The 25,704-nt window shown below is 31.8% G+C and carries 26 protein-coding genes and 1 tRNA gene; 12 read left to right on the top strand and 15 right to left on the bottom strand.

Annotated elements, in window-relative coordinates; all coding sequences use genetic code 11:
• The first annotated feature begins 27 nt into the window (after positions 1-27).
• From hisG to HA146_RS02905, 3 genes are read left to right on the top strand one after another with little or no spacing between them, the layout of a single operon-like run.
• On the top strand, positions 28-666 hold the full coding sequence (hisG, locus tag HA146_RS02895; protein ID WP_209108068.1) for an ATP phosphoribosyltransferase: 639 nt from the start codon (positions 28-30) through the stop codon (positions 664-666).
• Between the two features lie 12 nt (positions 667-678).
• Entirely contained in the window at positions 679-2,475 is a 1,797-nt protein-coding gene (locus HA146_RS02900) for an ABC transporter ATP-binding protein (RefSeq protein WP_209108069.1), read from the top strand.
• A complete protein-coding gene (locus HA146_RS02905; protein WP_209108070.1) occupies positions 2,475-3,005 on the top strand; it encodes a GNAT family N-acetyltransferase in 531 nt (176 codons plus the stop codon). Before HA146_RS02900 ends, HA146_RS02905 begins: the two co-directional genes overlap by 1 nt.
• On the opposite strand, the gene HA146_RS02910 is transcribed toward HA146_RS02905, so the two are convergent.
• Both HA146_RS02910 and HA146_RS02915 read right to left on the bottom strand, forming a co-directional pair.
• Positions 3,006-3,689, bottom strand: a complete 684-nt coding sequence (locus HA146_RS02910; protein ID WP_209108071.1) for a TIGR04283 family arsenosugar biosynthesis glycosyltransferase — start codon at positions 3,687-3,689, stop codon at positions 3,006-3,008. It lies immediately after the preceding gene.
• Between the two features lie 5 nt (positions 3,690-3,694).
• Positions 3,695-4,306: a TIGR04282 family arsenosugar biosynthesis glycosyltransferase gene (locus HA146_RS02915; protein ID WP_209108471.1), complete on the bottom strand. Its 612-nt coding sequence runs from the start codon at positions 4,304-4,306 to the stop codon at positions 3,695-3,697.
• Between the two features lie 192 nt (positions 4,307-4,498).
• Here HA146_RS02915 and dnaA point away from each other — a divergent pair, with 192 nt between their 5' ends.
• Positions 4,499-5,893: a chromosomal replication initiator protein DnaA gene (dnaA, locus tag HA146_RS02920; protein ID WP_209108072.1), complete on the top strand. Its 1,395-nt coding sequence runs from the start codon at positions 4,499-4,501 to the stop codon at positions 5,891-5,893.
• Between the two features lie 8 nt (positions 5,894-5,901).
• Here dnaA and HA146_RS02925 read toward each other — a convergent pair whose 3' ends face one another.
• Complete coding sequence (locus HA146_RS02925) at positions 5,902-7,131, bottom strand: glutathione S-transferase (RefSeq protein WP_209108073.1); 1,230 nt, start codon at positions 7,129-7,131, stop codon at positions 5,902-5,904.
• 52 nt (positions 7,132-7,183) lie between these two features.
• Between HA146_RS02925 and gorA the strand changes: the two genes are divergently transcribed.
• Complete coding sequence (gorA, locus tag HA146_RS02930) at positions 7,184-8,548, top strand: glutathione-disulfide reductase (RefSeq protein WP_209108074.1); 1,365 nt, start codon at positions 7,184-7,186, stop codon at positions 8,546-8,548.
• Between the two features lie 2 nt (positions 8,549-8,550).
• On the opposite strand, the gene HA146_RS02935 is transcribed toward gorA, so the two are convergent.
• Positions 8,551-9,630 (bottom strand): calcium/sodium antiporter, encoded by a 1,080-nt coding sequence (locus HA146_RS02935; RefSeq protein WP_209108075.1) that lies wholly within the window; start codon positions 9,628-9,630, stop codon positions 8,551-8,553.
• Between the two features lie 118 nt (positions 9,631-9,748).
• Between HA146_RS02935 and pyrC the strand changes: the two genes are divergently transcribed.
• From pyrC to trpA, 5 genes are all read left to right on the top strand, one after another.
• Positions 9,749-10,798 carry a dihydroorotase gene (pyrC, locus tag HA146_RS02940; protein ID WP_209108076.1) on the top strand — a complete coding sequence of 350 codons (1,050 nt, stop codon included), beginning with the start codon at positions 9,749-9,751 and terminating at the stop codon, positions 10,796-10,798.
• A 103-nt stretch (positions 10,799-10,901) separates the two neighbouring features.
• Positions 10,902-10,987 (top strand) — tRNA-Leu (locus HA146_RS02945).
• A gap of 78 nt (positions 10,988-11,065) precedes the next feature.
• Positions 11,066-11,299 carry an NAD(P)H-quinone oxidoreductase subunit L gene (locus tag HA146_RS02950; protein WP_209108077.1) on the top strand — a complete coding sequence of 78 codons (234 nt, stop codon included), beginning with the start codon at positions 11,066-11,068 and terminating at the stop codon, positions 11,297-11,299.
• A 4-nt stretch (positions 11,300-11,303) separates the two neighbouring features.
• Positions 11,304-11,624 carry a DUF3007 family protein gene (locus tag HA146_RS02955; RefSeq protein WP_209108078.1) on the top strand — a complete coding sequence of 107 codons (321 nt, stop codon included), beginning with the start codon at positions 11,304-11,306 and terminating at the stop codon, positions 11,622-11,624.
• A gap of 27 nt (positions 11,625-11,651) precedes the next feature.
• On the top strand, positions 11,652-12,494 hold the full coding sequence (gene trpA, locus HA146_RS02960) for a tryptophan synthase subunit alpha (RefSeq protein WP_209108079.1): 843 nt from the start codon (positions 11,652-11,654) through the stop codon (positions 12,492-12,494).
• 69 nt (positions 12,495-12,563) lie between these two features.
• Here trpA and HA146_RS02965 read toward each other — a convergent pair whose 3' ends face one another.
• Positions 12,564-12,926, bottom strand: a complete 363-nt coding sequence (locus HA146_RS02965; protein ID WP_209108080.1) for an AbrB family transcriptional regulator — start codon at positions 12,924-12,926, stop codon at positions 12,564-12,566.
• Between the two features lie 98 nt (positions 12,927-13,024).
• Here HA146_RS02965 and HA146_RS02970 point away from each other — a divergent pair, with 98 nt between their 5' ends.
• A complete protein-coding gene (locus HA146_RS02970) occupies positions 13,025-13,294 on the top strand; it encodes a YciI family protein (RefSeq protein WP_209108081.1) in 270 nt (89 codons plus the stop codon).
• Positions 13,295-13,537: 243 nt separating this feature from the next.
• Here the strand turns inward: HA146_RS02970 and HA146_RS02975 are convergent, their stop codons facing one another.
• The 4 genes from HA146_RS02975 to hisIE form a co-directional block, all read right to left on the bottom strand.
• Positions 13,538-13,858 (bottom strand): hypothetical protein, encoded by a 321-nt coding sequence (locus HA146_RS02975; RefSeq protein ID WP_209108082.1) that lies wholly within the window; start codon positions 13,856-13,858, stop codon positions 13,538-13,540.
• On the bottom strand, positions 13,859-14,230 hold the full coding sequence (locus HA146_RS02980) for a YkvA family protein (protein WP_209108083.1): 372 nt from the start codon (positions 14,228-14,230) through the stop codon (positions 13,859-13,861).
• A 37-nt stretch (positions 14,231-14,267) separates the two neighbouring features.
• Positions 14,268-15,191: a sigma-70 family RNA polymerase sigma factor gene (locus tag HA146_RS02985; protein WP_209108084.1), complete on the bottom strand. Its 924-nt coding sequence runs from the start codon at positions 15,189-15,191 to the stop codon at positions 14,268-14,270.
• Between the two features lie 162 nt (positions 15,192-15,353).
• Positions 15,354-16,013: a bifunctional phosphoribosyl-AMP cyclohydrolase/phosphoribosyl-ATP diphosphatase HisIE gene (gene hisIE, locus HA146_RS02990; protein WP_209108085.1), complete on the bottom strand. Its 660-nt coding sequence runs from the start codon at positions 16,011-16,013 to the stop codon at positions 15,354-15,356.
• A gap of 63 nt (positions 16,014-16,076) precedes the next feature.
• On the opposite strand from hisIE, the gene HA146_RS02995 reads away from it, so the two are divergent.
• Entirely contained in the window at positions 16,077-16,547 is a 471-nt protein-coding gene (locus tag HA146_RS02995) for a 6-carboxytetrahydropterin synthase (RefSeq protein WP_209108086.1), read from the top strand.
• Between the two features lie 49 nt (positions 16,548-16,596).
• Here HA146_RS02995 and HA146_RS03000 read toward each other — a convergent pair whose 3' ends face one another.
• The 6 genes from HA146_RS03000 to HA146_RS03025 all read right to left on the bottom strand — a co-directional run bounded on the left by HA146_RS03000 (position 16,597) and on the right by HA146_RS03025 (position 25,704).
• Positions 16,597-19,179, bottom strand: coding sequence for an ATP-dependent Clp protease ATP-binding subunit (locus tag HA146_RS03000; protein WP_209108087.1), 2,583 nt, complete (start codon positions 19,177-19,179; stop codon positions 16,597-16,599).
• A 63-nt stretch (positions 19,180-19,242) separates the two neighbouring features.
• The gene (petE, locus tag HA146_RS03005) at positions 19,243-19,593 is read right to left on the bottom strand and encodes a plastocyanin (protein WP_209108088.1); all 351 of its coding nucleotides are present in this window, start codon (positions 19,591-19,593) and stop codon (positions 19,243-19,245) included.
• 59 nt (positions 19,594-19,652) lie between these two features.
• Positions 19,653-20,636, bottom strand: coding sequence for an NAD-dependent epimerase/dehydratase family protein (locus tag HA146_RS03010; RefSeq protein ID WP_209108089.1), 984 nt, complete (start codon positions 20,634-20,636; stop codon positions 19,653-19,655).
• Positions 20,637-20,644: 8 nt separating this feature from the next.
• The gene (gene hemE / locus HA146_RS03015) at positions 20,645-21,685 is read right to left on the bottom strand and encodes a uroporphyrinogen decarboxylase (protein WP_209108090.1); all 1,041 of its coding nucleotides are present in this window, start codon (positions 21,683-21,685) and stop codon (positions 20,645-20,647) included.
• Positions 21,686-21,805: 120 nt separating this feature from the next.
• Positions 21,806-24,070: a 1,4-alpha-glucan branching protein GlgB gene (glgB, locus tag HA146_RS03020; protein WP_209108091.1), complete on the bottom strand. Its 2,265-nt coding sequence runs from the start codon at positions 24,068-24,070 to the stop codon at positions 21,806-21,808.
• Between the two features lie 59 nt (positions 24,071-24,129).
• Positions 24,130-25,704, bottom strand: a complete 1,575-nt coding sequence (locus HA146_RS03025) for a CocE/NonD family hydrolase (RefSeq protein ID WP_209108092.1) — start codon at positions 25,702-25,704, stop codon at positions 24,130-24,132.

Below are 25,704 nucleotides of genomic sequence, written 5' to 3' on the forward strand. Positions count from 1 at the left end.
TGAAGAATCCTTGGAAGAAATTGATCTATGTTTACTATAGCTTTACCAAAAGGAGCTTTGTTAAAAGATTCAATTTCAACTTTTAAAAGAGCTGGGTTAGATTTCTCTGATGCGTTGGACGAAAATAATAGATCATTAACCTTTGAATCTAATTGCAAACGGGCAAAAGCTTTATTAGTAAGAAATGGAGATGTGCCTGTTTATGTAAGTTATGGTCAGGCTGATTTGGGTATTGTTGGGTATGACGTTTTACGAGAATCTGAATTAAAAGTCGCAAAGTTATTAGATTTAGGGTTTGGTGGTTGTCATATGTCGTTGGCGGTTAAGAAAAATAGCAATTATTCAAAACCAACTGATCTTCCAGCGAATTGTAAAGTAGCAAGTAAATTTATGAAAACAGCAAGATCTTATTTTGAAGAATTAAATATTCCTGTAGAAATAGTTCATTTGACAGGGTCAGTCGAGCTTGGTCCTATTACAGGTATGGCAGAGGCAATAGTTGATTTGGTGGCAACTGGAAAGACTCTTAAAGAGAATGGTTTAATTAAAATAGATGATCTTTACTATTCGACTGCAAGACTAATTGGAAATCCTTTATCTATGAGGTTAGATGATAATCATCTCAGAGATACTATTTTATCAATAGAATCAACTAATGCTTTATAGAAGATTAGCTAAATGTTTTTTAAAGATTTTAGAAGGATTAAAAAGTTAGGTAAATATTTAACTAAAGATAAAAAAACAATCTATCTAATCTTGATAGTTTTGTTACCTGTTTCTTTCTCTGGAGCTATTCAACCATTATTAGTTGGTCAAGCAATTACCATTCTCAAGAACGAAACTACAGATGTTTGGCTAAGTAAAACTTTTTTTGGGCAGTCAATAAATGCCATAATCCTAACTTTATTTATAACTGTTCTATTTAGGTTGGTTTTGCAAGGATACCAAACTTACAATATCCAAGCTGTGGGTCAACGTTTGACAGCAAGGATAAGAAGAGAACTTTTTGATCATTCAATATCTTTATCTCTTAAGTATCACGATAAAATGCCTGTAGGTAAATTATTAACGAGATTAACAAATGATGTTGATGCTTTAGCCGAGGTTTTTGGTAGTGGAGCAGTTGGAGTGATTGCTGACTTTGTAAGTCTCATAGTAATTTCTTTGACAATGCTTTCAATTGATCGGGGGCTTGCCATCTTATTGTTATTGACTCAGATTCCAGTTTCATATTTCATTATTTGGCTTCAAAAACGCTATAGAAAGGCCAATTATCAAGTGAGAGAAGAGTTGTCTCAACTCAACTCTGATTTTCAAGAAAATCTTCAAGGTCTAGAAGTTGTTCAGATGTTTAGAAGAGAAGCTTTTAATAGTAAGAAATTTTCTAATACTGGAGTTGCTTACAAAAAAGCAGTAAATGGAACTATATTTTATGACAGCAGCATTTCAGCATTTATAGAGTGGATTTCGCTTGCCGCAGTTTCCTTGGTTTTAGCAGTTGGAGGTTATCTTGTTACCTCTGGAAATATTGGTTTAGGGACATTAACAACTTTCATTTTATATTCTCAAAGACTTTTTGAACCCTTAAGGCAGCTTGCAGAGAGATTTACTCAGATTCAAGGAGGTCTTACAGCTGTTGAGAGAATAAATGAATTATTAGATGAAGAAATTCAAATTAAAGACTCAATTTCTGCAAAGAATTTTTCAAAAGATGTTCAAACTACAAATAAGCAATTTAAGGGTAAGATTGAATTCAAGAATGTTAATTTCTTCTACAAAGAGGGAGAACATATTCTAAAGAATCTATCTTTTTTGATCAATCCTGGAGAGCATGTAGCTTTTGTAGGACCAACTGGTTCTGGTAAAACAACAATAATTAGATTGTTATGTAGATTGTATGAACCTCAATCAGGTCAAATTTTAATTGATGACATAAATATAAAAGATATTCCTTTAGCAACCCTTAGAAATATGTTGGGAGTAGTTCTACAAGATACTTTTATCTTTAGTGGAAATGTTGCTGATAATTTGAAACTAAATGCCAATATAGACAACCTTGAATTAGAAAATCTTTGTAAAGAACTAGGTTTGGAAAATTTGTTAAAAAAATTACCAGATGGTTTGAACACTTTTCTAAGAGAAAGAGGTGGAAATCTCTCTTCCGGCGAAAGACAACTTCTTTCAGTAGCAAGAGTAGCGATTAGAAATCCGATTATTTTAATAATGGACGAAGCCACAGCATTTATGGATCCCTCTACAGAGGCTACTTTGCAGAAGGATCTTGAGAGAATTCTGTCAAAAAGAACAGCATTAGTAATAGCTCACAGACTCGCAACTATTGAAAGTTCTGATAAGATTTTAGTTTTAAAAGGGGGATCATTAGTTGAGGAGGGAACACATAGTGAATTAAGACTGAAAAAAGGTTTATATTTTCAGCTCTCTGAACTTCAACAAAAAGGATTTGCGAATTTTTAATGATTTTTAGAAACCAAGGCTCATCAATAAAGAAATCGAACAGTTTATCGAGAGAACAGCTGATAGATTTATATGGGTTAAATTCTTATGAATTCACTCAAAAAAATAAAGAAGAAATATTTATATGTAGTAAAAGTAAAGATTTAGATCTCATAGAACTAGATCAACTTTTGCAAACTGTTGGCTGGAGTAGAAGGCCTATAAGGAGAGTTAAAAGAGCTTTGGATTTTAGTATTTTGGTAGTTGGGTTATGGCGTCATGATGATAAATTTCCTAGGCTAGTAGGATTTGCGAGATGCACTGGCGATGGAATTCTCGAAGCAACAGTATGGGATGTAGCTATTAACCCTGTTTATCAAGGCCTAGGATTGGGGAAAGAATTAATGAAATATATTCTGAAAGAATTAAAAAATATTGGTATTTCCAAAGTTACCCTTTTTGCTGATGCGGAAGTCGTAACGTTTTACAAAAGACAAGGTTGGATATTAGAACCAAGAGGTTCTAAATGTGCTTTTTGGTATGCAAATTAATTATTTTTTGTAGTAGTCAGAATATATAGATTCTGTCGATTCGCCTTTTAACCATCTTCTTCTAAAGTTCCAGTTTTTAAGTGCTTGGAGAAAAATATTAGTTCTTTCCCATTTTCTTGAACTTATAAAAATTGGTAAATTTAATTGTTTTAAATATTTTTTGTTTTTTAATCTCCTTAAAAAATCTACATCTTCCATTAAAGGTATCTTTCTAAAACCATTATTCTTAAAATAGGTAGTCCTATGGATCATTAAACCTTGATCACCATATGGTTGTCTCAAAAATTGACTTCTAAGATTTACAAGAAACTCAAGGACTCTAAAAATTATCTTTTTATTATTAATTTTAAATTTAAAATAGTAAATATAATTTTTATCTCCCTTTAAAACTGAATTTATTTTTCTAAACCAATCATGAGTTAATCTTATATCTGCATGCAAAAATATGAACCAGTCTCCTTTTGCTTCTTTAGCACCCATATCTAATTGTAAACCTCGATTTCTTTCTTTGGATTTATATACTTTTGCCCCATAAATATTAGCTACATCAATAGTTTTATCTTTACTACCGCCGTCAACAATAATAATTTCGCCCTGTTTCTGAATAATCGATAAGTCTGAAAGCAATAATGGCAAATTACTTGCTTCATTGATAGTTGGAATGATAATTGAGATTTTAGACAAGTTGATTACTTTCTATTTTCAATATCAATTATTGTATCTATATCTATTTTTTTATCTAATAACTTATATTGCAATTTTATGGAGGCAAAATTATCAATTGTTTTTTGAAGAACATTCTCTTTACTCCACTTAATATTTATAAAAGGTAAATGTAGATGTTTAGATATTATTTTTTCTGATAAACCAATAAGCCAATAACCTCCATCATTTGATGGTCCTAAAATAAGATCATTTTGTTTTAACTCTCTGATAGTATTCAATAAATCTAGATGGCATAAATCTGGTAGGTCAGTACCAATAACAATAATATTTTTTATTTTATTTTGAGTACAAAATTTTTTGTTGATAATTATTTGCCTTTTCATTTTTTCTCCCAAGCAGCCTTTCCCCTGTAAATTAAACATTTTAACGCCTAATTCTTTAGAGAATCTTCTACAACTTTTTTCCCCTAAACCAGATATAGCTATAGAAATATCAATTGGGTTAATTTTTTGGAGAGATTTGGCGACGGAAATAGTGTGTTTGGTCATCACACTTTGTACTTTTGCAGAATTACTTTTACCTATATCTCTCGATAATCTTGTTTTGCATCTTCCAAAACCATGCCATTTTGCCATGATAATAAGTAATGCCTTATCCAATACTTCAGTGAGACTTACTAATAATTATAAGTCGATAAAAATATAAAATTTATTCTTATAAATTTAGATCATGCTTTGTTAAAAAATTTTAAATTTGTTGTGATCTTGTGATTTGATAATGGCCAATTATTAAATTCCAACTAGATTAATAATCTAGAGAATAAAATTTTGCAAGCAACTAATCCTATTTGGACGGAAGTTCAACAATTACTCCAAAAAACTTTAAGTAAGCCTTCATTTGAGACATGGATAAGGCCTGCTAGATTTAATTGCTTTGAGAATGGCTTGTTGACCTTAATCGCTCCAAATACATTTTCTAGTGATTGGTTAAGAAAGAATTATCTTGAAACTATCGAAAAAGCTGCAAAAGAAATTTGCGGTCATGATGTGAAAGTTGTTTTTAAATCCGAAACAAATAACAGCAGCGATTTAACAAATAAAGATAACCTCAAAGAACAGAACATTAATCATAAAACAAAATCTTTTTCTAATCATAGCCAAGATACTTCTTCAAAAAATCAATTCAAAAATCCTAACGGTTTAAATTTACGCTACGTCTTTAAAAGATTTGTTGTAGGTCCAAATAGTAGATTGGCTCATGCAGCATCCTTAGCAGTTGCTGAATCTCCTGGGAGAGAATTTAATCCATTATTTATTTGTGGTGGAGTAGGTCTTGGTAAAACTCATTTAATGCAAGCAATAGGTCATTATAGAGTAGAAATAGATCCAGAAGCTAAAGTTAAATATGTATCTACAGAGACTTTTACTAACGATGTAATTAGTGGCATCAGAAGAGATGGAATGACAGCTATTCGAGATAAATATAGAAATGTAGATTTGATTTTAATAGACGATATACAGTTCTTAGAAGGTAAAGAGTATACGCAGGAAGAATTCTTTCATACTTTTAACGCTCTTCACGAATCAGGTAGTCAAATAGTTATTGCAAGTGATAGACCTCCAAATCAATTGTCCGGAATTCAAGAGAGATTAATTTCTAGGTTCTCAATGGGTATGACTGCAGATATTCAACCCCCTGACCTTGAGACTAGGACAGCCATTCTTCAAAAAAAGGCAGAACAAGAGAGGATGAGTCTTCCAAGAGATTTAATTCAATTTATAGCAGGAAGATTCACTTCGAATATTCGAGAACTAGAAGGAGCATTTACTAGAGCTGTTGCATTTGCTTCAATAACAGGATTACCAATGACAGTACAATCAATTGCTCCAATGCTTGATCCAAATAGTGTTGGAGTAGTTGTGACTCCAAAACAAGTTATTAAAAAAGTTTCAGATTTCTTTAAAGTTTCTACTGATGAATTGATTAGTTCAAGTAGGAGAAAACCAGTAAGTCAAGCTAGGCAAATAGGCATGTATCTTATGCGACATGGAACTGATCTAAGCCTACCAAGAATTGGAGATGAATTTGGGGGAAAAGACCATACAACAGTTATGTATGCTATCGAACAAGTTGAAAAAAAATTGTCTATTGATCCTAATATTGCAAGTCAAGTACAAAAAATAAGAGATTTACTTCAAATAGATTCAAGAAAAAATTTATAGTTTTACAGTTAAATAGAAATGAAATTTATAGGATCTTGATCATATCTATGCTTGAAAGGTATCTTATCTATCTCATTGTGATCACTTAGCGATTCAATTTTATTTAATGATTGTCTTAATAACCTTGCTGAAATAATTGGCATGTCTCTAGGAACAGAGATTCTATTTTTTAAGTATTTTAGAGAGATTCCTGAAAGTTTCTCAGGGATTCGCACTTCACCTGTGATCATATGCGTCAATGCTGATCTCAATGATTCATCAAAGGATTCTTTATTGTATGGGTTTACTTTTAGTAAATTTTCTTTATGATTTATTACTCTCTTAAGAGCAATTTTAGCGAAATTTTTTGAATCATAATTTTTATTTAATTCATAATTACCAAGACCCTTTCCATTATCTATTAACTCAGAGAAGGTAATCTGTTGTTCATTTCTTTCTTTATAACATCCACCCATTTGTGGTGGTAAATCATGAGAGTGAGTATGAAAATCTCCTTGAGTTCCTCTATAAGCACTTGTCCCTTCAAAAAGGGTAAGCCACTTATCTACATAACGGTAATTAGATCTTAAATTAAACCCTTTATAGTAATTCAATGAAGCATTCATTCTTTCCATATAAGGAATAAAAATTATATCTCCAACACCAGGCTCTATCTCACCCGTATTAGATACTAATGGATCAATAAATCCTGATTTTGATCTACTTAAGATTTTATCAAGTTTAGAAATGGATTCTTGAAATCTTTTTTTTCTAAAAGAGTTATCTATTAAATTGAAGCTTTCTCGGCAAAGCCAATTACACCAAGATCTGAAAATTTCTCTTTCTAATTCTCTAATTTTAATAAGCTGACTGGATGTTATTAAAGACCCAAGTGCTCCAAATTCATTTTCTAAAAAAGCTATTATATAATCGCTTTCAGTTATGACTTGCCCTTTAAATTCAATTGCAGGTAATTTACCCGATCTAACTTTATCAAGGAACCAACTTTCTTTTTGACCATAGCAAAACATATTTATTTTTTTGACTCTGTATGGAATTCTCTTATATTCAAGCCATAACCATATTTTTTGACAGTAAGGACACCAAGAATGCCTATCCCTATAGAGGGTAACTGTTACATCATTCTCAGTATGCCCAAATAATCTTAAATTTGCGTAGGAATTATTGATACCATTGACTCTATCAAGATCTTCAATTTCAAACTTATTTAAATCATCCCATGTCAAAATCCCATTCATTATTTGAATTAAAGTTATAAACTAACGTTATAATAATTGATTAAAAAAAGTCTTGGAATTTGAATTTGATTTAATTGTTGTTGGCGCTGGATCTGGGGGACTTGCGGCGGCTAAACGTGCGGCCAGCTATGGAGCAAAAGTTGCAATCATAGAAGTAAATAAAATAGGAGGAACTTGTGTCATAAGGGGATGTGTCCCTAAAAAATTGATGGTTTATGCCGCTAAAAGTAAAAAAAATATGGATTCTTCTAAAGGATATGGATTGAAAAGTGAAGGTATTAATTTTGAATCAAGTATTTTATTGAAGAATGTTAGAGAGGAGGTTTCCAGATTAAGTAATTTACATAGAAATTCTTTAGATAAATTGAATGTAACTGTTTTTGAGGGTTTAGGAAGATTCATAACTCAAAATGAATTAGAAATAATTTGTCCAAAAACAAAGAAAATTAAAAATAAAATAAGCTCAAAGAAGATTCTTATTTCAGTTGGAGGTATACCCAATAAATTGAATATTCCTGGAATAGATTTGGCATGGACTAGTGATGATATTTTTAAATTGGAAAAGTTTCCTAAATCAATATTAATAGTTGGAGGAGGATATATTGCTTGTGAATTTGCTTCTATTTTCAGGAATTTAGGTACTGAAGTAACTCAATTAATTAGAGGTCAACATTTACTTAATGGTTTTGATGAGGATCTGTCTTCATGCTTAGAGGAATCACCTACTTACACTGGAATAAATATAATCTCCAATACTCAATTACTGTCTATCAAGAGAGTAAATGGAGATCTGGAATCTACTTTGGACTCGTGCGATAAACTCTTAACAAATAATATCCTTATTGCTACAGGTAGAGAACCAAATCTTTTGCCTTTAAATTTAGATTTTTTAAATCTAAAGATGGATGGCCAATATTTAGATGTTGATGAACTTAATCAAACAAGTAAAGCTAATATTTTTGCGGTTGGCGATATCATAAACAGACCAAACTTAACTCCAGTAGCGATTGAACAAGGCAGAGTCTTTTCGGATAATTTTTTTAATGACCAAAAAAGAAAAGTAAATTATGAAAATATCCCTAAGGCCGTTTTTACTATTCCTGAAATTTCAACAGTTGGTTTAAGTGAGAAAAAAGCTAAAGAGATTTACTCCGAGGAAAATATAAAAATTTTTAAATGTAAATTTACGCCAATGTCTAATACTTTTAAAGAGAAAAAATCAAAATGTATGTTAAAGATTGTAGTTAATACACTAACTGACAAAGTACTGGGATGCCATATGTTTGGAGAAACATCATCAGAGATTATTCAAATGGTATCAATTGCATTAAACGCAGGCATAACAAAGAAAGACTTTGATATTACTATGGCTTTGCACCCAACTATCTCGGAAGAATTTGTGACAATGTATGGATAATATTATGATTCAGAAAAATTTAATTTTTCTTGAGCAAATAGAATTACTATAAGCAATGAAAAGTAAATAATTAAACCTATCCTTAATTCAGAAAGATAATTAAATCCATTCAAAAAGAGTATCTTATCTAGAAGATAAAAAATATAAAGATTAAGCAAAATAAATCCTTCAATTCTGGTAATTTTTCCTTTGCTCCAAAAAATTGGTAAGCATGCAAAGGTAGTTAAAACCATAAAAGGCAAGTCAACTTTTATTAGGCTTTGTTCAATAACTAAACCTTTAAATCCTGAAAAAATACTACAACTTCCAAGAATTAGAAGTTGATTGAGTAAATTGCTTCCTATTACATTACCAATCGCAAGATCAGTTTTGCCTTTAAATGCTGCAATTATTGAGGTTACTAACTCTGGCAAAGATGTTCCGGTGGCTACAATAGTTAAACCAATAACAATTTCATTTACACCTAAAAGAGTAGCAAGAGTTTGCGCACCGTTTACTAAAATATTTGAACCAAAGCTTAAAAGAAATATTCCAAATATCAACTTTAGTAAAATATTTAGCTTACCTTTATAGTTATCTTTGAATTCTTCTACCTCTGGTTCGGCATCTTTTGTATCCTCTTCTTTCTCATTGATGGTATTAATTTCCCATATTGTATTTAAGACTAAACAAAATATTAGAAATATCCCTGCTTGCAATGTTAATAAGCCTGTTGATGACATTGCCCAAACCGCACAAGAAATAGCCATTAATAGAGGAACATCCCTTCTGACTATTCTGCTTTTTACCTTTAGAGGTGTTATCAATGAGCTTATACCTAAAACTACAAGAACATTGAAAATATTGCTTCCTATTACATTGCTAGCCGCAAGCGAATCGCTGCCTTTTACAATTGAACTTAAACTTACTAACAACTCAGGAGAGCTTGTACCCAGAGAAATAACTGTTAATCCAATTACTATCTGAGGGATGCCTAAAATTAAAGATAAATATATGGCTCCTTGAATAAAGAACTCTCCTCCTGCAAAAAGTAAAACTACTCCTAAAATTATTTCTATTATTGGAAACAAAAAATCACTCATATTTAAGCTTTTATTTAGATAATTAAAAATTTAATAATTGATTAATCACTATCCTCGAATATCTATAATTTATTGTCAATTTTAATTTGCTGTTAAAATTGATTAAATAGTAAAAATTTTGAAGACATTAACCATAATAAAACCTGATGATTGGCATTTACATTTAAGAGAAGGTCTTGTATTAAAAAATATCATTCATTTTACTTCAGGATTTTTTGGAAGAGCTATCGTAATGCCAAATACTAAAACTCCCATAACATCCATTGATAGGGCTATTTCTTATAAAAAATCTATTTTCGAGGCGTTACCAGAAAGTTCTAAGTTTGAACCATTAATGACGATGTATCTTACAGATGAGACAGATAAAGGAGAACTAATAAATGGTTTTAAAAATAATGTCTTTTTCGCAGCAAAATTATATCCTGCTAATGCTACAACAAATTCCAGTCATGGAGTTAAGAAAATAGAAAATCTATATAAGATCTTTGAATCAATGCAAGATTCTGGGATGCCTCTTTTAATTCATGGGGAAGTTACTGATTCTGAAGTAGATTTATTTGATAGAGAAGAAGTTTTTATAGATAGAGAACTTTCCCAAATAACTAAAAGATTTCCAAAATTAAAAATCGTTTTAGAACATATAACCACATCTTATGCCGTTGATTTTGTTCAAGAAAATAATATTGGAGCTACTATCACTCCGCATCATTTGCATATAAATAGAAATGCAATGTTTTTTGGAGGCTTAAATAGTGATTTTTACTGCTTACCAGTGGCTAAGAGGGAAAATAATAGACTGGCTTTAAGGAAAGCTGCAACAAGTGGGAAAGAATGTTTTTTCTTGGGAACTGATTCTGCTCCACACCTTAGAAAGTGGAAGGCTTTTTGTGGTTGTGCAGGTATTTTTAATTCGCCAGTAGCAATAGAAAGTTATTTAACAGTATTTGAAGAGGAAAATGCTCTACATAATTTTGAGAAGTTTGCAAGTTTGAATGGATCTAACTTTTATAATATGCCCCCTAATAAAGAAAAATTAAAAGTAGTGTCTAGACCTAATAAAATTAGAGAATTTATTGATGTTGTTGAAGAAAAAAATATTGTCGGACAAATAAAACCATTTCATGCAGGTGAAACTTTACAATGGCTAGTGGAAGGGATAGTAAATTAAAAAATTAGATTTAATCTGATCATTCATTAAAAGTGTAAATATTCCAATTTTTCTTGGTTAAATGGGTTGCTTTCGGCTACGATTGAATAGCGCAAATCCCTCCGGGAGTGTGGCGGAATTGGTAGACGCGCCGGACTTAAAATCCGTCGAGCGATTTAGCTCGTGGGGGTTCAAGTCCCCCCACTCCCATTATTTAATTTTTTATTTTTAGTTCTTACAATAACTTCCAATTATTGTTATGTTTTAACTAAGAAACCATAACTCAAAATGGAGAATATTTTCAATAATTCATTTGTTTCCTTAATTGCTTATGTTGGAGTTATTTCTCTCTATTTATTGGTTATTCCATTATTCCTATTTTATTGGATGAATAATAGATGGAATGTAATGGGCAAATTTGAAAGGTTAGGAATTTATGGACTAGTATTTCTTTTCTTTCCAGGTTTAATTTTATTTTCTCCATTTTTAAACCTCAGATTAAAAGGAAGTGGTAAAGGGTGAATAATTGACTAAAGGTAAAGTTGTACAAATAGGTATATTTGTCTCATTAATAGGATTAATTAGTTATAAATTTGCACCGCAAATTGGTATAGATGATTTTACAGCCAGTACTATCTCAAGTTGTATCTTAATTCTGATTGTTATTACTTGGGTAACATCTTATGTTTATAGAGTTGTAAATGGGAAAATGACGTTTATTGAACAAAGGAAGCGTTATAGAAAGGAGTATGAAAAAGTTGTTAATGATAAACTAGAAACTAAGTTCAATTCATTGTCACAAGAAGAACAGGAGAGACTAATAGAAGATTTAGAAAAAAATCCATAAATTTTCATAGAAAAAAATCTAAAATTCATGAAAAAAAACAAAATGCAAATTACTAAAAATGAATCTTTATCAAAGGTAGATGAGAAGTTTTATGAGTTAAAAAATAATAAAAAGTTAGCTTTGATGCCTTTCATAATGGCTGGTGACCCAAATATTGAAATAACCTCTGAGATCTTATTAAAGTTACAAGAAAATGGGGCTGATCTTATTGAATTAGGCATCCCATACAGTGATCCACTTGCAGACGGACCTATAATTCAACTCTCGGCCTCACGCGCCTTAAAGTCAGGCACTACCCCAAGAAAAGTACTTACACTTTTAGAGTCTTTAAAAGGTAAATTAAATATTCCCATTATACTTTTTACTTACTTAAATCCTCTGCTGTGTTTTGGCTTTGAACAATTTTGTGAGATGGCATCCAATGCTGGGGTTTCTGGACTAATAATTCCTGATCTCCCTTTGGAGGAGGCTTATAAATTTTCTAAAATAGTTAGCAAACATTCTATGGACTTGATTTTATTGGTTGCTCCAACGACTCCTTTTGAAAGAATGAAAAAAATATCCAATAATACAAAAGGGTTTACTTATTTAGTAAGTGTTACAGGCGTCACGGGTGAGAGAAATACAATGGAAAATAGAGTAGAAAATCTTATTGCTAAATTAAAAGAAATAACAACTAATCCTATTGCTGTTGGGTTTGGAATCTCCACTCCTGAACATGTTAATAAAGTTCGCGAATGGGGCGCAGATGGAGTAATTATTGGAAGTGCATTTGTCAAACGAATTTCTAGTTCCAGTAAACAAGATCTTGTTGATCATGTTGGTAATTTTTGTAAAGATATGCGTTTAGCTGCGGATCAAAAAAAATAAACAGAAAACATATTGATAAGAAAATTAATTATTAGGGATTTTATAAATTAAGTATCAAATTTAGTTTTGTTATCTTTGAGATTCTTCAGTGGGTAATAATCTGATTTGTTTTCTTCCAAGCTTAATTTCGAATTCATCACCCGCTTTTAAATCTAGAAGTGCTGTATATGCTTTACCAATCAAAAGATTTCCGTTCCCTTGAACTGTGGCAATATAACTTAGTTTTCTTCCGCCTTTACCAATCCCTGCAACCCCACTATCTCCAAGATTTACCCCTTTCGCTTCTAAAAGTGCTTCGTAAAATGCAGTGAAATTTAAGCGTTCACTACCATTTTTCTTCGTGGAAACATATCCACAGGCCCGCACCAGGTCCGACTTGCTAACATCCCCAAGTTCTTTAACTTTTGCAAGAAGATCGCTACCACTGAGCATAATAAATTAAAAGAAAGTTATTCTTAAATAAGATAGCAATTTGTGTGTAATATATGCAATTATTAATTATATATATATTTTAATAGTTATTTTTATAAATGGAAAAGTTTGTAGTCTTTGGGAAATACTGTGAAGATGCAATCATTAAAAGGGAACCATTTCGTGATCAACATCTTAATAGACTAAAAAAATTAAAAGATCGGAATATTTTAGTTACTTTAGGACCAACGAAATGTACTAAATATTTGTTTGGAATTTTTAATGCTAATGACGAAAGTCAAATGAGAGATCTTATTGAGGAAGATATATATTGGAAAAAAGGTATATGGATTAATTATGATATTTATAATTGGGTACAAGCCTTTTAACTATGATTTACAAATATATTTCAGGAATTATTTACTATTAATTAAAAATAAAATTAATTAAGAATAAAATAAATAAAAATATTTTTCATTAATGATTTAATTATTGATTATATTTACGAATTGATCAGCTATTAATATAATAAAAGGTTAGTTTTTTAAGAGGAATATGAATATATTCTTTTAGAATCTCTTCGTTAAGAGAGGATATCATTTCTAGGTAAAAATAATATATATAAATAATATTTATTTACTAGTATCTTGATGTATCTGGTTTACTAAAGAGTCGATATCTAATTGATTGTATGGAGGTGTTTGGTTTGTCTCTCGATAATCATTTTTTATATTATTCAACCAATTGTGTTCAATTTTTATAAGATTTTTTGCAATGTTGAACATACCGCCTTTTTTATATAATTCTTTAAATTTTAAAATGATTTCAGAAGTTCTACTTGATTTAATATTTAATTCATGGGCCAAATCTTTTTGATTAAATCCATGGGATTTCAACCAATCCTTAATGAAGGAGATTAGTTCTTTTTCTTCCTGTTGAGATAGCCTACTCATTCAATAAAAAGGAAATAATTTATTAAGCTTTCTTTCTGCTCTTGCTCTTATTGAAGGAGTCATATACTTACTCCATATACTTAGTACTGCCGTGAGGGCTACAAAATCATCACTAAAACCAACTAAAGGCATAAAGTCAGGGAAAAGGTCAAAGGGCATAATTAAATAGGCTAAAGCAGCCATTAAGGAAACTCTTACTTGTGCTGGAGTATAGGGATCTATAGCCATCTCCAAAACTTCTAAGGCAGGCTTTGCTATTGTTCTTCCAGATTTAATAAGAATTTTGATGATTATATTCTCATTAATCGTTGAACTTTCTAAAACTTCAGCTTCATAAATTTTTTCTTGGTTATTGTAATAATTATCCTTCATTTTTATAATTCAAATTTTAGATTTTTTAATAGAGCTTTTAGCTAATACTATCAACTAATCCATTTTGTATTCCCGCCTTTCTTAGTTTTCTTAAGGCACGTTGAACGACTTGTCTGCAATATTCCCTACTACAACTCATGTGTCTTGCAACTTCAGCTAAAGTTCTCCATTCATTTGAACCGTCTAAGCCAAATCTAAGGCTTACTATCTTTCTTTCTTTTTCAGTTAAATTTGCCTTATCTAACAACTTCCAAGCAGAGGCTGTTCTTTCGGCTAATTCAGCTAACTCCATTGGAGGAGTTTGATCACTTGGAAGAATGTCAACTAACTCAGAGGGATCTGATTTTGATTTAACAGTGCCCTGAAGACTAACAGTAATACTTCTCAATTCACAAGAGAGTAATTCGTCAATTTCCTCCTTGGTTATTTTCAGTTCTTCGGCCAGCTCATTGCTAGTAGGGGGAATACCCTTAAGTTGCATAAGCTTTGATTTGGCTGATCTTAATTTTGTAAGTTTTTCATTTATATTTACTGGTATCCTAATAGTTCTACTTTGAGTTGATAATGCTCTATTTAATCCTTGTCTAATCCACCAATAAGCATAGGTCGAGAATCTATGCCCTCTAGAGGGATCATATTTTTCTACAGCCCTTGTAAGGCCTAATGTTCCCTCCTGAATTAAGTCGAGCAAGTCTAGTCCTTTCCCTTGATATCTTTTAGCAAGATTCACAACTAATCTTAGGTTCGCTGTTATCATCTCATTTTTGGCTTTTTCACCAATTTTTATTTTTTTTCTTTCAGCTTCGGAATATTCACAAGCGGAACCTTTGCCACCTGCCTCTTGACATCTATTAACAAGCACGACCATCTCTTGGACTTTTCTTCCCATAGTGAGTTCCCTCTCGGGAGTCAAAAGTTGATGACGCCCTATTTCACCCAGAAAATCGCTTAATGAACTCACGATTTACCTCTTTGATTAATATATTCAACTTATAGTTAATTCATTAATAAGCCATACATGTAATAATTAATTAATATTTAATTAATAATTATTAATTAGTTTTATTTATATTATTTATTCCATTTTTAAATTTTTTATTTGTAAATTATTGATTTTTATTATTTAATTTTTTCTTCTTGATTCAAGAACAGCAAGAATATCTCTCCACTCAACCCCTTTGTGCATAAGGGCTACTTGCAGATGATAAATTAAATCAGCAGCCTCGTTTGAGATTGAATTTTTGTCATCATCTTTGCATGCCATTATAAATTCAGCGGATTCCTCCCCTATTTTTTTTAAGATAGTATTACTACCTTTTGTTAATAAATAATTTGTGTAACTTTTTTCTGAAGGATTTATTGATCTTTCGTTAATTGTATTGAATAATTCAGAGCAAATATTTGAGAATGGAGTTGTCTTTTTCTCTTTTTTATCATTTTGATTAATTTGGATTTCGTTGAAAAAACAACTTTTTTCCCCAGTGTGACATGCTCCTGATCCATTTTGTTCAATCAAAAGGATTAGTGCATCATTATCGCAGTCGAATCTTATCTCCTTAAGTATTTGGGTACTTCCACTTGTAGCTCCTTTTCTCCAGATTTCTGATCTTGATCTACTCCAGTAATGCACGTTTTTGGTTTCAAGTGTCATTGTCAATGATTCTTTGTTCATCCAAGCAAGCATAAGAATTGATCCGTCAAGCCAATCTTGTGCTATTGCAGGGATTAATCCATAATTATCAAAGCGTAGATCTTCTATCGAAAAATTAGTTGAATAAGTCATTATGTTCGTTATGTTAAATCCTACTCAAGGTGTTTTATTAAAAATTATCCTAACAGTTAATTGATGTATATTCATTCTGTGAAATTTTCATGCAGCAAAAGTTACGAGGATTTTCCCTGTTCACATAGGCAATGGCGCCATGAAGGCCACTGCAGATTTGTGCATGGATATTCAAGATCATTCACCTTTTGGTTCACTGCAAAAAAATTAGACCTAAATGGTTTTGTTGTGGATTTTTCAAGTCTAAAGCCCCTAGAAAATAGACTAAAGGAGCAATTTGACCATACATTTTTAGTAAATAAAGATGACCCTTTGTTGAATTACTGGGAAAAATTACATGACTTAGATGCTTTAGATCTGAGAATTATGGATAATGTAGGAATGGAGTTCACTTCTGAATTGACTTGGAGATGGGCTAATGAATATTTGCAGGACAAGGACAAGGGCAGAACATGTTGTTGGAAAACAGAATCAAAAGAAAATAAATCTAATAAAGCAAGTTATGAGAAAATTCCTGATTGGTTCAAATCTTAGATTAAAGTTGTTAAATTTCAAGTCATATAGAATTCTTTAATTTAGATCTTTAATCAACAATTATCTCTCCATTAACCAGATAAATATTAATCTCGTCTTTATTAAGGTAATGATTATTCAATATATTATTTGAAATTTTTGTCTCGATTTGTTTTTGAATAATTCTTTTTAAAGGCCTTGCACCATAAACATGATCGAAACTATTTTCGACAAGTTGGTTAATTACCTCATCCGTAATTTTGAATTTTAAGTTTTTTTTGTTAAGTCTTCTTTCTAAATTTTGAATCTGGATTTTTGCAATTTCTTTTATGTCATTTAATTCTAAATTATTAAAAATAACTATTTCATCAAGTCGATTTAAAAACTCAGGCTTGAAAAATTTCTTAAGTTCATTATCTAAAACTTTTTTAATTTCATGTGTATCTTCTTTTCTAACTGATAAATCAGTTATTGATTGACTTCCTAAATTACTTGTGAGAACAATAATTGAATTTTTGAAATTGATTGTACGACCTTGACCATCAGTAATGATTCCATCATCAAGAACCTGTAAGAGAATATCTAATATATCTTTATGAGCTTTCTCTATTTCATCAAGAAGTATCAATGAATAAGGATTTTTGCGTACAGCTTCAGTTAGTTGACCGCCTGATTCGAAACCTAAATATCCAGGAGGTGCACCTATGATTTTGCTAACTGAATGTTTTTCCATATATTCAGACATATCAAGTCTTGTGATTGAAGAATTTGAATCGAATATAATTTTTGCTGTTACTTTACTAAGCTCTGTTTTCCCAACACCAGTTGGACCTAAAAAAAGGAAACTTGCTAATGGTTTGCTTGGATCATTTAGACCAGTTCTCGATCTTTTAATGGAATCTGCAACTGCCCTAATTGCACTATTTTGGCCAATAATTTTTTCTTTAAGGACCGACTCGAGGCTTAAAAGCTTATCCTTTTCTGACTGATTTAAGTTCTGTACTGGAATAGAGGTCCACTTTGAGACAACTTCTGCAATATCATCAAAAGTAACCTCTTGCCTTAAAAGACTAGCCTCTCCGTTTTTGTGAGAATTAACTAGACACTCATTTTTTTCTTTCAATTTTTTTTGTAAAGAATTTAAAGTGCCAAATTCTAATTCTGCTGCTTTATTGAGGTCAAAACTCCTTTTGGCTTGATCTATTTGCAATTGAACAGATTCAATTTCTTCTTTTATGGTGCTAATCTCATCAATTTCATCTTTTTCTTTTTTCCATTTAGCGCCTAATTCTGCCTGTTTATCTTTAAGGGATATAAGTTCAATATTGATTTTTTTTAATCTTTCTACAGAAAAAACATCCGTTTCTCTTTTTAAAGATAATTTTTCCATCTCAAACTGCAGAACTTTTCGATCAATTTCATCAATTTCTTCAGGTTTGGAAGTTATGACTATATTTAATCTTGAGGCTGCTTCATCGATTAAATCTATTGCTTTGTCAGGAAGAAATCTATCGTTAATATATCTTTCGCTAAGGGTTGCAGCGGCAACTAAAGCATTATCAGAAATTCTCACACTATGATGAACTTCGTATCTTTCTCTCAATCCTCTTAATATTGATACAGTATCATCTATTGAAGGAGCATCAATTTTTATTTTCTGAAATCTTCGTTCTAGCGCAGGATCTTTTTCTATATTTTGTTTATGTTCATTAATGGTTGTAGCACCAATACATCTAAGTTCTCCTCTTGCTAGCATTGGTTTTAATAGGTTGCTTGCATCTAAAGAACCTCCGCTAGCACCAGCTCCAACAACTGTATGAATTTCATCAATAAAAAGAATGATCTTACCGTCTGACTCCTTAACTTTCTTAAGGACATTTTTAATTCTTTCTTCAAATTCTCCACGATATTTTGCCCCAGCTATAAGTGAACCCATATCTAATGCAATTAGTTGCCTATCTTGTAGCGCAGAAGGTACATCGCCATTAATAATTCTTTGAGCTAACCCTTCAACAATGGCCGTTTTACCAACCCCAGGTTCTCCAATAAGAACCGGATTATTTTTTGTTCTTCTACTCAATATTTGAATTGTTCTTCTAATTTCTTCATCCCTACCAACAACTGGGTCTAAAATTCCATCACGTGCTGATTGAGTTAGATCAATACCATATTTTTCCAAAGACTCATTAGAAGTATCAAATTCGTTTTTTAATGCTGGATCTGACTTCATTTTCTTTATAGTTTCAAGAAATTCTGGAATACCTTTTTGATTTAAAATTTGAAATCCATATTTAATATCATAAGTGAAACCGTAAATTAAGTGTTCTGTTGATATCACTACATCATTTAAAGTATTTTTAATCTCATTCGCTTTCAAAAATATTTTGTGAAGAGTATCACCAATATATAAATTATCTTGTTTATTTTTCATTTTTGCCTTCAAATTTAACGAAGACATTATTTCTTTCTCAATCTCTTTGATATTTACATTATTTTTTTTTAAGATTTTTTTTGTAAGGTTGTCTTGTTTTATAAGAGCTAAAAATAAATTGTCAGAGTCAACGTTTTGTTGATGATTTTTATATGCAGTTTCTTTGGCCAAAATAAAACAGTTCCAAGCAGAATTTGAAAATTCGCTTGGAACTATTTTCATCAATCAAAATATAATTATGACTGTAGTAAGTATTAAGTATAAAAATACTTAAGTATTAAAAATTTATTGAACAATAACTTTACCTACCATTCCAGCTCCTCTGTGTGGCTCGCAATAGTAATCATATGTTCCTGCAGTATCAAATGTTTCTTCCCAAGACTCTCCTGGAGCGAAAGCTAGGTCTGCATGACTTAATTCCTCATGGCCATCAAAAACAGCATTGTGAGGAGCTAATTTATTATTGACGAATTTAACTGAATCACCGGCACTAATGGTTACTGTACTTGGTTCGAATGCAAGCATTCCAGCATCCGTTCCGAGTTTTACTTCAACAGTCTTAGCTGAAACTGATGAAATTCCTAGACCTAGAGTTAAAACTATTGCGAATAACCCTGTAAAGATTGAACGTAACATAATTAAAATTTACTTATTTATATATCTTACAAGGCTTTGGCAGCCTAACTGTGAGAATTTTAATTGTTATTACAGCTTGGTAACTTTGATAACCTTAAAATATCATTCAGTGACTTCGCATAACTTTTAAGGTTGAAAGTCTCAGGATTAGTGATGGGGACATGATTAAAGTCATATTTCTTGATACTGAAGATATCCCAAGGGGTGGTTTGGATGGGAAGAATTCTTAATAATATTTTTAGAATTTTTTTTGTAAGGGGTATCGCAAAATATCTCCTCATATTATTTCTTTTTAAAAGTGTAATTATGGCATGATCAATTGAGATGAATTTCTGACCTAGGACAAATTTTCTAAAGCCTTTGTATTGCTCTTCTTTATGATTTTTAATTAGAAACCCACAAATTTGAGCGATATCATTTGCGTGTATAAAGTGAAATTTAGAATCGAGTTTTAAAAATCTTGCTAACCAAAGCCATTTTCCAATTTCTTTCAATCCACTAGTTAAATAACTCACAGGATATTTACTTTTCCCCCCAAGATTTCCTCCAAAAACCAAGGTAGGGAAAACAGCGAAAGTTTTTTCTGCAAATGAGCTTTCTCTAAGTCTCTGGAAACATTCATATTTTGTTTGAATGTACTCTGTTCCATAAATCAATGATTCCCTCATTAATTCTGTTTGAGTATCAAGAATGCTAGCTGTTGAAAAATAAATAATCTTTTCTAACTTGTCAATATCAAGCATTTCAAGTAATTCTTCAAAAGCTTTAATGTTTACTTCATAGGCTCTTCTTGGATCTCCCCAAGCTGTAGCAGTATGTATTAGGTAATTAATTTGACTAATTTCCTTTTTATACTTATTTGATTCCCTGATATCACAGACCATTAACTTGACTTTTTTATTTTCTTGAACAGAAATTGGCAACTTACTTTTGTCTCTTACCATGAGATAAAGCCTGAATTTTGTGTTTTTTAAAAACCAATTAACTAAATATTGGCCAACACATCCATTCGCACCTGTGATTAATAAGTTTTTATATGCCAAGACTTTGACTAGTAAGTGAGTTTTTTTCCATATTCAAAAAATGTTTGAGCATTTTCTTCTGGAGTCCCAGGTAAAATCCCATGACCCAAATTAAGAATATATTTCCTGTCTTTAATTTTATTGAAAGTATTATCTATCCTTTCTTTTATTGATTCTTTGTTTCCGAATAAAATGCCAGGGTCAACATTACCTTGAATTCCTATCCCACTAGGGATTCTTTTAGAAGCCTCTTCAATATCTACTGTCCAGTCTAATGAAATTATATCTACGCCAGTTTTTGCCATTCTTTCTATTACTCCAGCACTTCCTGAAATGTAAAGAATTACTGGTGTTTCAGGGTATTCCGCTTTTACAATGTCAACAACTTTTTTTTGATAAGGCCCAGCAAAAATATCGTAATCTTGTGGGCTTAGTTGGCCTGCCCATGAATCAAAAATTTGTACTACTTGCGCTCCAGATTTTATTTGATATTTAAGATATTCACCAATAGATTTTGCAAAATGATCAAGAAGTTTATGAAGTAAATCTGGTTCTTTAAAAGCCATTGATTTTATTAAAGAATAATTTTTACTGCTTTTACCTTCAACTACATATGCAGCAAGAGTCCAAGGTGCGCCAACAAAACCTAAAACTGTTGCCTCATTATTCACATCTTTTTTTAGTGAAGAAAGAACTTGCCCAACAAAACTTAAACTCTCACTTGGATTTAATTCTTTTAAATTTTCTATCTGGTTAAGATTTCTTATTGGGTCCTCAATTATTGGACCTTTACTTTCTATTATTTCAAAATTTATGCCCATCCCTGGCAGAGGTGTGAGAATATCTGAAAAAAGGATAACACCATCCGGTTTGAAAGCATGAAAAGGCTGCATTGAAATCTCATATGATAGTTCTGGATTCTCAGACCTCTCTCTAAAGCTTGGGTAACGCTCCCTTAAATCTCTATAGATTTTCATATATCGTCCTGCTTGCCTCATCATCCATACTGGAGGCCTATTTACTTTTTGACCTAATGCGGCAGAAAGTAGTAGTGGTAAATCATGACCCATTTTTCAATTCGATATGTTTTAAAGAAAAATTAAAATTCCAACTTAAAAATCTTACAATGCAAAGCAGAGCAAAAGTGGTATATGAACATTTATATGAAGCACTAAGTTAAATGAGCCTTCTTATTTTTTTGATTGATGCTTGAAGATACTCACGCTTAATGGGGGCAAAGCAAGTTCTAGAGCATTTTGATAATCATGGATATTGTAATTTATAGTTTCTTTACCCCCCATATTTCCTTTGTTACTGCCCCCATATCTAGAGCCATCTGAATTAAATATTTCTTTATAGAATCCTTCTACAGGAACACCTACTTTGTATGAACCATGAGTATTAGGTGTAAAGTTAGCAACAACAACAAGCCACTCATTGGTATCGTTTTCTCTTCTCATGAAACTTATAACCGAATTAGATGTGTCATTACAATCAATCCATTGGAATCCATAAGGATCAAAGTCATTTTTCCATAACGCAGCTTCATTTTTATAAAGTGAGTTTAGGTCATCAATCAAGTTTCTAATACCTTTATGAGGTTCAAATTCTAGTAAATCCCATTGAAGATCATCCCAAACATTCCATTCTTGTCTTTGTCCAAATTCCATTCCCATAAATATTGTTTTTTTACCCGGATGGGTCCACATATAAGTTAGTAAAGCTCGAGTATTTGCATATTTCTTCCAGTCATCACCAGGCATTTTATGTAAAAGATGACTTTTCCCATGGACAACCTCATCATGACTGAGAGCAAGCATAAAGTTCTCTGTATAGTTATATGTTATTGAGAAAGTCACACTATTTTGATGGAATTGTCTGAACCAAGGATCTATCTCAAAATAATCGAGCATATCGTGCATCCAGCCCATATTCCATTTTAAATTAAACCCTAATCCTCCCATGTCCGTTGGTTGGGTTACCATTGGCCAAGTTGTTGATTCTTCAGCAATAGAAAGTGCCCCTGGGAAATGTTGGAAGAGTACATGATTGGCCTGTTGAAGAAATTTAACGGCTTCTGTATTTTCATTCCCACCATTCTCATTAGGTATCCATTCTCCATCTGGTCTTAGATAGTCTCTGTAAAGCATTGAAGCAACAGCATCTACTCGTATGCCATCAATATGAAATTCTTCAAACCAATAAACGAGATTGGCTACTAGGAAATTTCTTACTTCGTTTCTGCTGTAATTAAAGATTAAAGTTCCCCATTCTTTGTGTTCACCAATGCGTGAATCCCCATGTTCATAAAGATGACAACCATCAAAAAATGCCAAACCATGCTTGTCTTTAGGGAAATGCCCAGGTACCCAATCAAGAATTACACCTATGCCCTCTTCATGACATTTATTTACAAATGCTCTAAATTCATTAGGAGTGCCAAATCTACTTGTTGGTGCATACCAGCCTGTAACTTGGTATCCCCAAGAACCATCGAAAGGATGTTCAGATATTGGCATTAGTTCAATATGAGTAAATCCTCTCTCCTTTACATAAGGGATGAGTTTTTCGCTTAATTCTGGATAAGTTAATAATCTTGTCCCGGGTTTTAAATCTGCAGCAGGAACTGGGTCTCTAGGATTCCCATTGTCTTCAAGATATTTATTATCTGTTGATTCATGGAGCCAACTTCCTAAATGCATCTCATAAACTGAAATTGGCTTGTTAATTTGACTAGAGGAATCTCTATTTGTAATCCAAGAACTATCATTCCAATTAAAGTTTTTCAATTTTGAAACTATTGAACCATTTTGAGGTCTGATTTCATGAAGGAAACCATATGGATCAGCTTTCTCATAAATATGACCTTGTTGTGTTCTTATTTCATATTTATATACGTCTCCTTCTTTCATTGTTGGCATGAATAGTTCCCAAATTCCCCCTAATCTTTTTTGCATTGGATGATGTCTTCCATCCCAAGAATTTATATCTCCAATTATCGATATTGATTTTGCATTTGGAGCCCAAATGCAGAACATGACTCCTTTTTGATTCTTATTTTCAATGAGATGTGCTCCCATTTTTTTCCAAATATGATGATGATTACCTTCTGCAAAAAGATGCCTATCAACTTCTCCCATCCACTCTTCTCTATATGACCAAGGGTCATGTTGTGTATGTGTGATCCCTCCTCGTGAAATACTTATTCTATAATTAGAATTTGGATTTTCAGGCAGGATTGCTTCAAAAAGCCATTTATGGTTTATGCTTTCGGCCTTGTAAGTTTTATTTTTAAAATTTATTTTAACTTCGTCCGCTTCAGGCATCCATACCCTTATGACCCATTGTTCTTCATAAAAATGAGGACCTAATATGTTTAATGGATTTTCATTGCAACAATTTTCTAGGTTGATAGCTTCTGAATTAATCCAGTCTGCTTGATTTGTCTCTATCATGACTGGTACATGTTAAGGATTAATAATATCAAATGATTAACCTAAAAAATAATTTTTTCTTAAAAAAAAGGGTTCATTTTCATAAATGTTTTATTAAGGTTAAAACTTAGAGTAATAATTCTATGATTTGCTGAAGGTGCTCCAATATTTCCATCCCCAAATCCAGGATTAACTCCAATAGCGGGATAAGCAGCAGCAGATATTGATAAGCGAAGCTTGCTGCCTTTAATTAAACAAATATTTGTTGGCTGCATTGATATTTGATAAATGCATTCTTCACTTATTTTGGAGTTTTTAACCCTTAAGAATCCAGTTGAGAATTGATTCGCCTTCTCATCACTTTCTTCAACTAGAGATAAAGCAAGGCAGATATCAAAATTGGGCTGATCACTTTTTACAGGGATTTCTAATGTTGGAACTCCTTTGAAATATTGATCTTCTTCAAAAGAATTGGTTTGAAAAACACCTACATCAAGGCGTTTATCAATAATATTTCTATTAAACTTTCCAGGATTTGGACCTAAATGACCACCGTCAGATGGAGTAGGTCTCCATGGGTCATTAACAATTGTGAACCATCCTGATCCTTTTGATTTTATGGTCAGACTTTCATCTTCAATATCTATATTTGCTTTACCATCGCTTTTGAGCCCAAAAATAAATTCAGGTTGAGATTTATTATTTAATTCTTCCCATTTATTTAATGAAATATTCCATATTTTCTTCTCAGTTTTAATATCCATAAAATTAAAAATTTCATCTGATTTTAGATGTTTATCAAAAAATTTTAATAAAGATTCTTGTGATCCCTCCCACCAATTTAGATGCGTCGCATTCCCAATAATTATCTCTGGATTACCGCCAGCTTCTTTAGATTTTTTATAAAGATCAAAGGCACCTTTTAAATGTGGATCCCAAAGTCCTCCAATAATTAACATTGGTTGTTTAATCCATGATGAAATTGGCTTAAATTCTTCAAACGAGCTAGCATTACTTAAATTATTAAGCCATAGCAAAACAAAGCTATTAGGATCATATTTTTTTAAAATATCAATTCCCTCGATTAGATAACTTTTATTTTCTAACGCTAATCTTATCTTCCCCCACTCAGATAAATTATTTTCTCTTTTCATTTTTAATGCAGCGATTTGAAGTCCCCATGCAATATTGTTATGCCACCAATATGCCCCCCCATCTGAGCACCAATGATCTTTAATATTCATCCCAGTCATTGCTGGAGATAAACAATCGGGTGGCATTGAATTTGATTCGCCGATTAGTTGAGTAAATCCTTGATATGAAAAACCATATAAGCCAAGTTTCCCATTGCATTCTTTGAGAGCCCTTACCCAATCGTGTGTTTCTGAAGTATCGCTAGCTTCTTGCTTGAAACCATTAAAAACTCCCTCAGAAGAGCCCATCCCCCTAACATCCTGAATTATTACCATATATCCTTTGGAAGCCCACCATGTAGGGTGAGAATAGGTAATCGTCGACGCTATTTCCCTCCCATAAGGTTGTCTCATTAATAATGCAGGCCATGGCCCATTACCATTAGGTAACCAAATCCTTGATGTAAGTCTGACTCCATCTCTAAGTACTAGAGACTTGTCAAACCATCTTGAATCATACAT

The sequence above is a fragment of the Prochlorococcus marinus CUG1416 genome (assembly GCF_017695965.1).
Lineage (GTDB): Bacteria > Cyanobacteriota > Cyanobacteriia > PCC-6307 > Cyanobiaceae > Prochlorococcus_A.

What these genes read in the sequence shown, in the direction of transcription:
- hisG (WP_209108068.1), top strand. Translation starts at nt 28, where the DNA reads ATGTTTACTATAGCTTTACCAAAAGGAGCTTTGTTAAAAGATTCAATT.
- HA146_RS02900 (WP_209108069.1), top strand. Translation starts at nt 679, where the DNA reads ATGTTTTTTAAAGATTTTAGAAGGATTAAAAAGTTAGGTAAATATTTA.
- HA146_RS02905 (WP_209108070.1), top strand. Translation starts at nt 2,475, where the DNA reads ATGATTTTTAGAAACCAAGGCTCATCAATAAAGAAATCGAACAGTTTA.
- HA146_RS02915 (WP_209108471.1), bottom strand. Translation starts at nt 4,306, where the DNA reads ATGGCAAAATGGCATGGTTTTGGAAGATGCAAAACAAGATTATCGAGA.
- HA146_RS02925 (WP_209108073.1), bottom strand. Translation starts at nt 7,131, where the DNA reads ATGAATGGGATTTTGACATGGGATGATTTAAATAAGTTTGAAATTGAA.
- HA146_RS02935 (WP_209108075.1), bottom strand. Translation starts at nt 9,630, where the DNA reads ATGAGTGATTTTTTGTTTCCAATAATAGAAATAATTTTAGGAGTAGTT.
- HA146_RS02950 (WP_209108077.1), top strand. Translation starts at nt 11,066, where the DNA reads ATGGAGAATATTTTCAATAATTCATTTGTTTCCTTAATTGCTTATGTT.
- trpA (WP_209108079.1), top strand. Translation starts at nt 11,652, where the DNA reads ATGAAAAAAAACAAAATGCAAATTACTAAAAATGAATCTTTATCAAAG.
- HA146_RS02965 (WP_209108080.1), bottom strand. Translation starts at nt 12,926, where the DNA reads ATGCTCAGTGGTAGCGATCTTCTTGCAAAAGTTAAAGAACTTGGGGAT.
- HA146_RS02970 (WP_209108081.1), top strand. Translation starts at nt 13,025, where the DNA reads ATGGAAAAGTTTGTAGTCTTTGGGAAATACTGTGAAGATGCAATCATT.
- HA146_RS02975 (WP_209108082.1), bottom strand. Translation starts at nt 13,858, where the DNA reads ATGAGTAGGCTATCTCAACAGGAAGAAAAAGAACTAATCTCCTTCATT.
- HA146_RS02980 (WP_209108083.1), bottom strand. Translation starts at nt 14,230, where the DNA reads ATGAAGGATAATTATTACAATAACCAAGAAAAAATTTATGAAGCTGAA.
- hisIE (WP_209108085.1), bottom strand. Translation starts at nt 16,013, where the DNA reads ATGACTTATTCAACTAATTTTTCGATAGAAGATCTACGCTTTGATAAT.
- HA146_RS02995 (WP_209108086.1), top strand. Translation starts at nt 16,077, where the DNA reads ATGTATATTCATTCTGTGAAATTTTCATGCAGCAAAAGTTACGAGGAT.
- HA146_RS03000 (WP_209108087.1), bottom strand. Translation starts at nt 19,179, where the DNA reads ATGAAAATAGTTCCAAGCGAATTTTCAAATTCTGCTTGGAACTGTTTT.
- petE (WP_209108088.1), bottom strand. Translation starts at nt 19,593, where the DNA reads ATGTTACGTTCAATCTTTACAGGGTTATTCGCAATAGTTTTAACTCTA.
- hemE (WP_209108090.1), bottom strand. Translation starts at nt 21,685, where the DNA reads ATGGGTCATGATTTACCACTACTACTTTCTGCCGCATTAGGTCAAAAA.
- glgB (WP_209108091.1), bottom strand. Translation starts at nt 24,070, where the DNA reads ATGATAGAGACAAATCAAGCAGACTGGATTAATTCAGAAGCTATCAAC.
- HA146_RS03025 (WP_209108092.1), bottom strand. Translation starts at nt 25,704, where the DNA reads ATGTATGATTCAAGATGGTTTGACAAGTCTCTAGTACTTAGAGATGGA.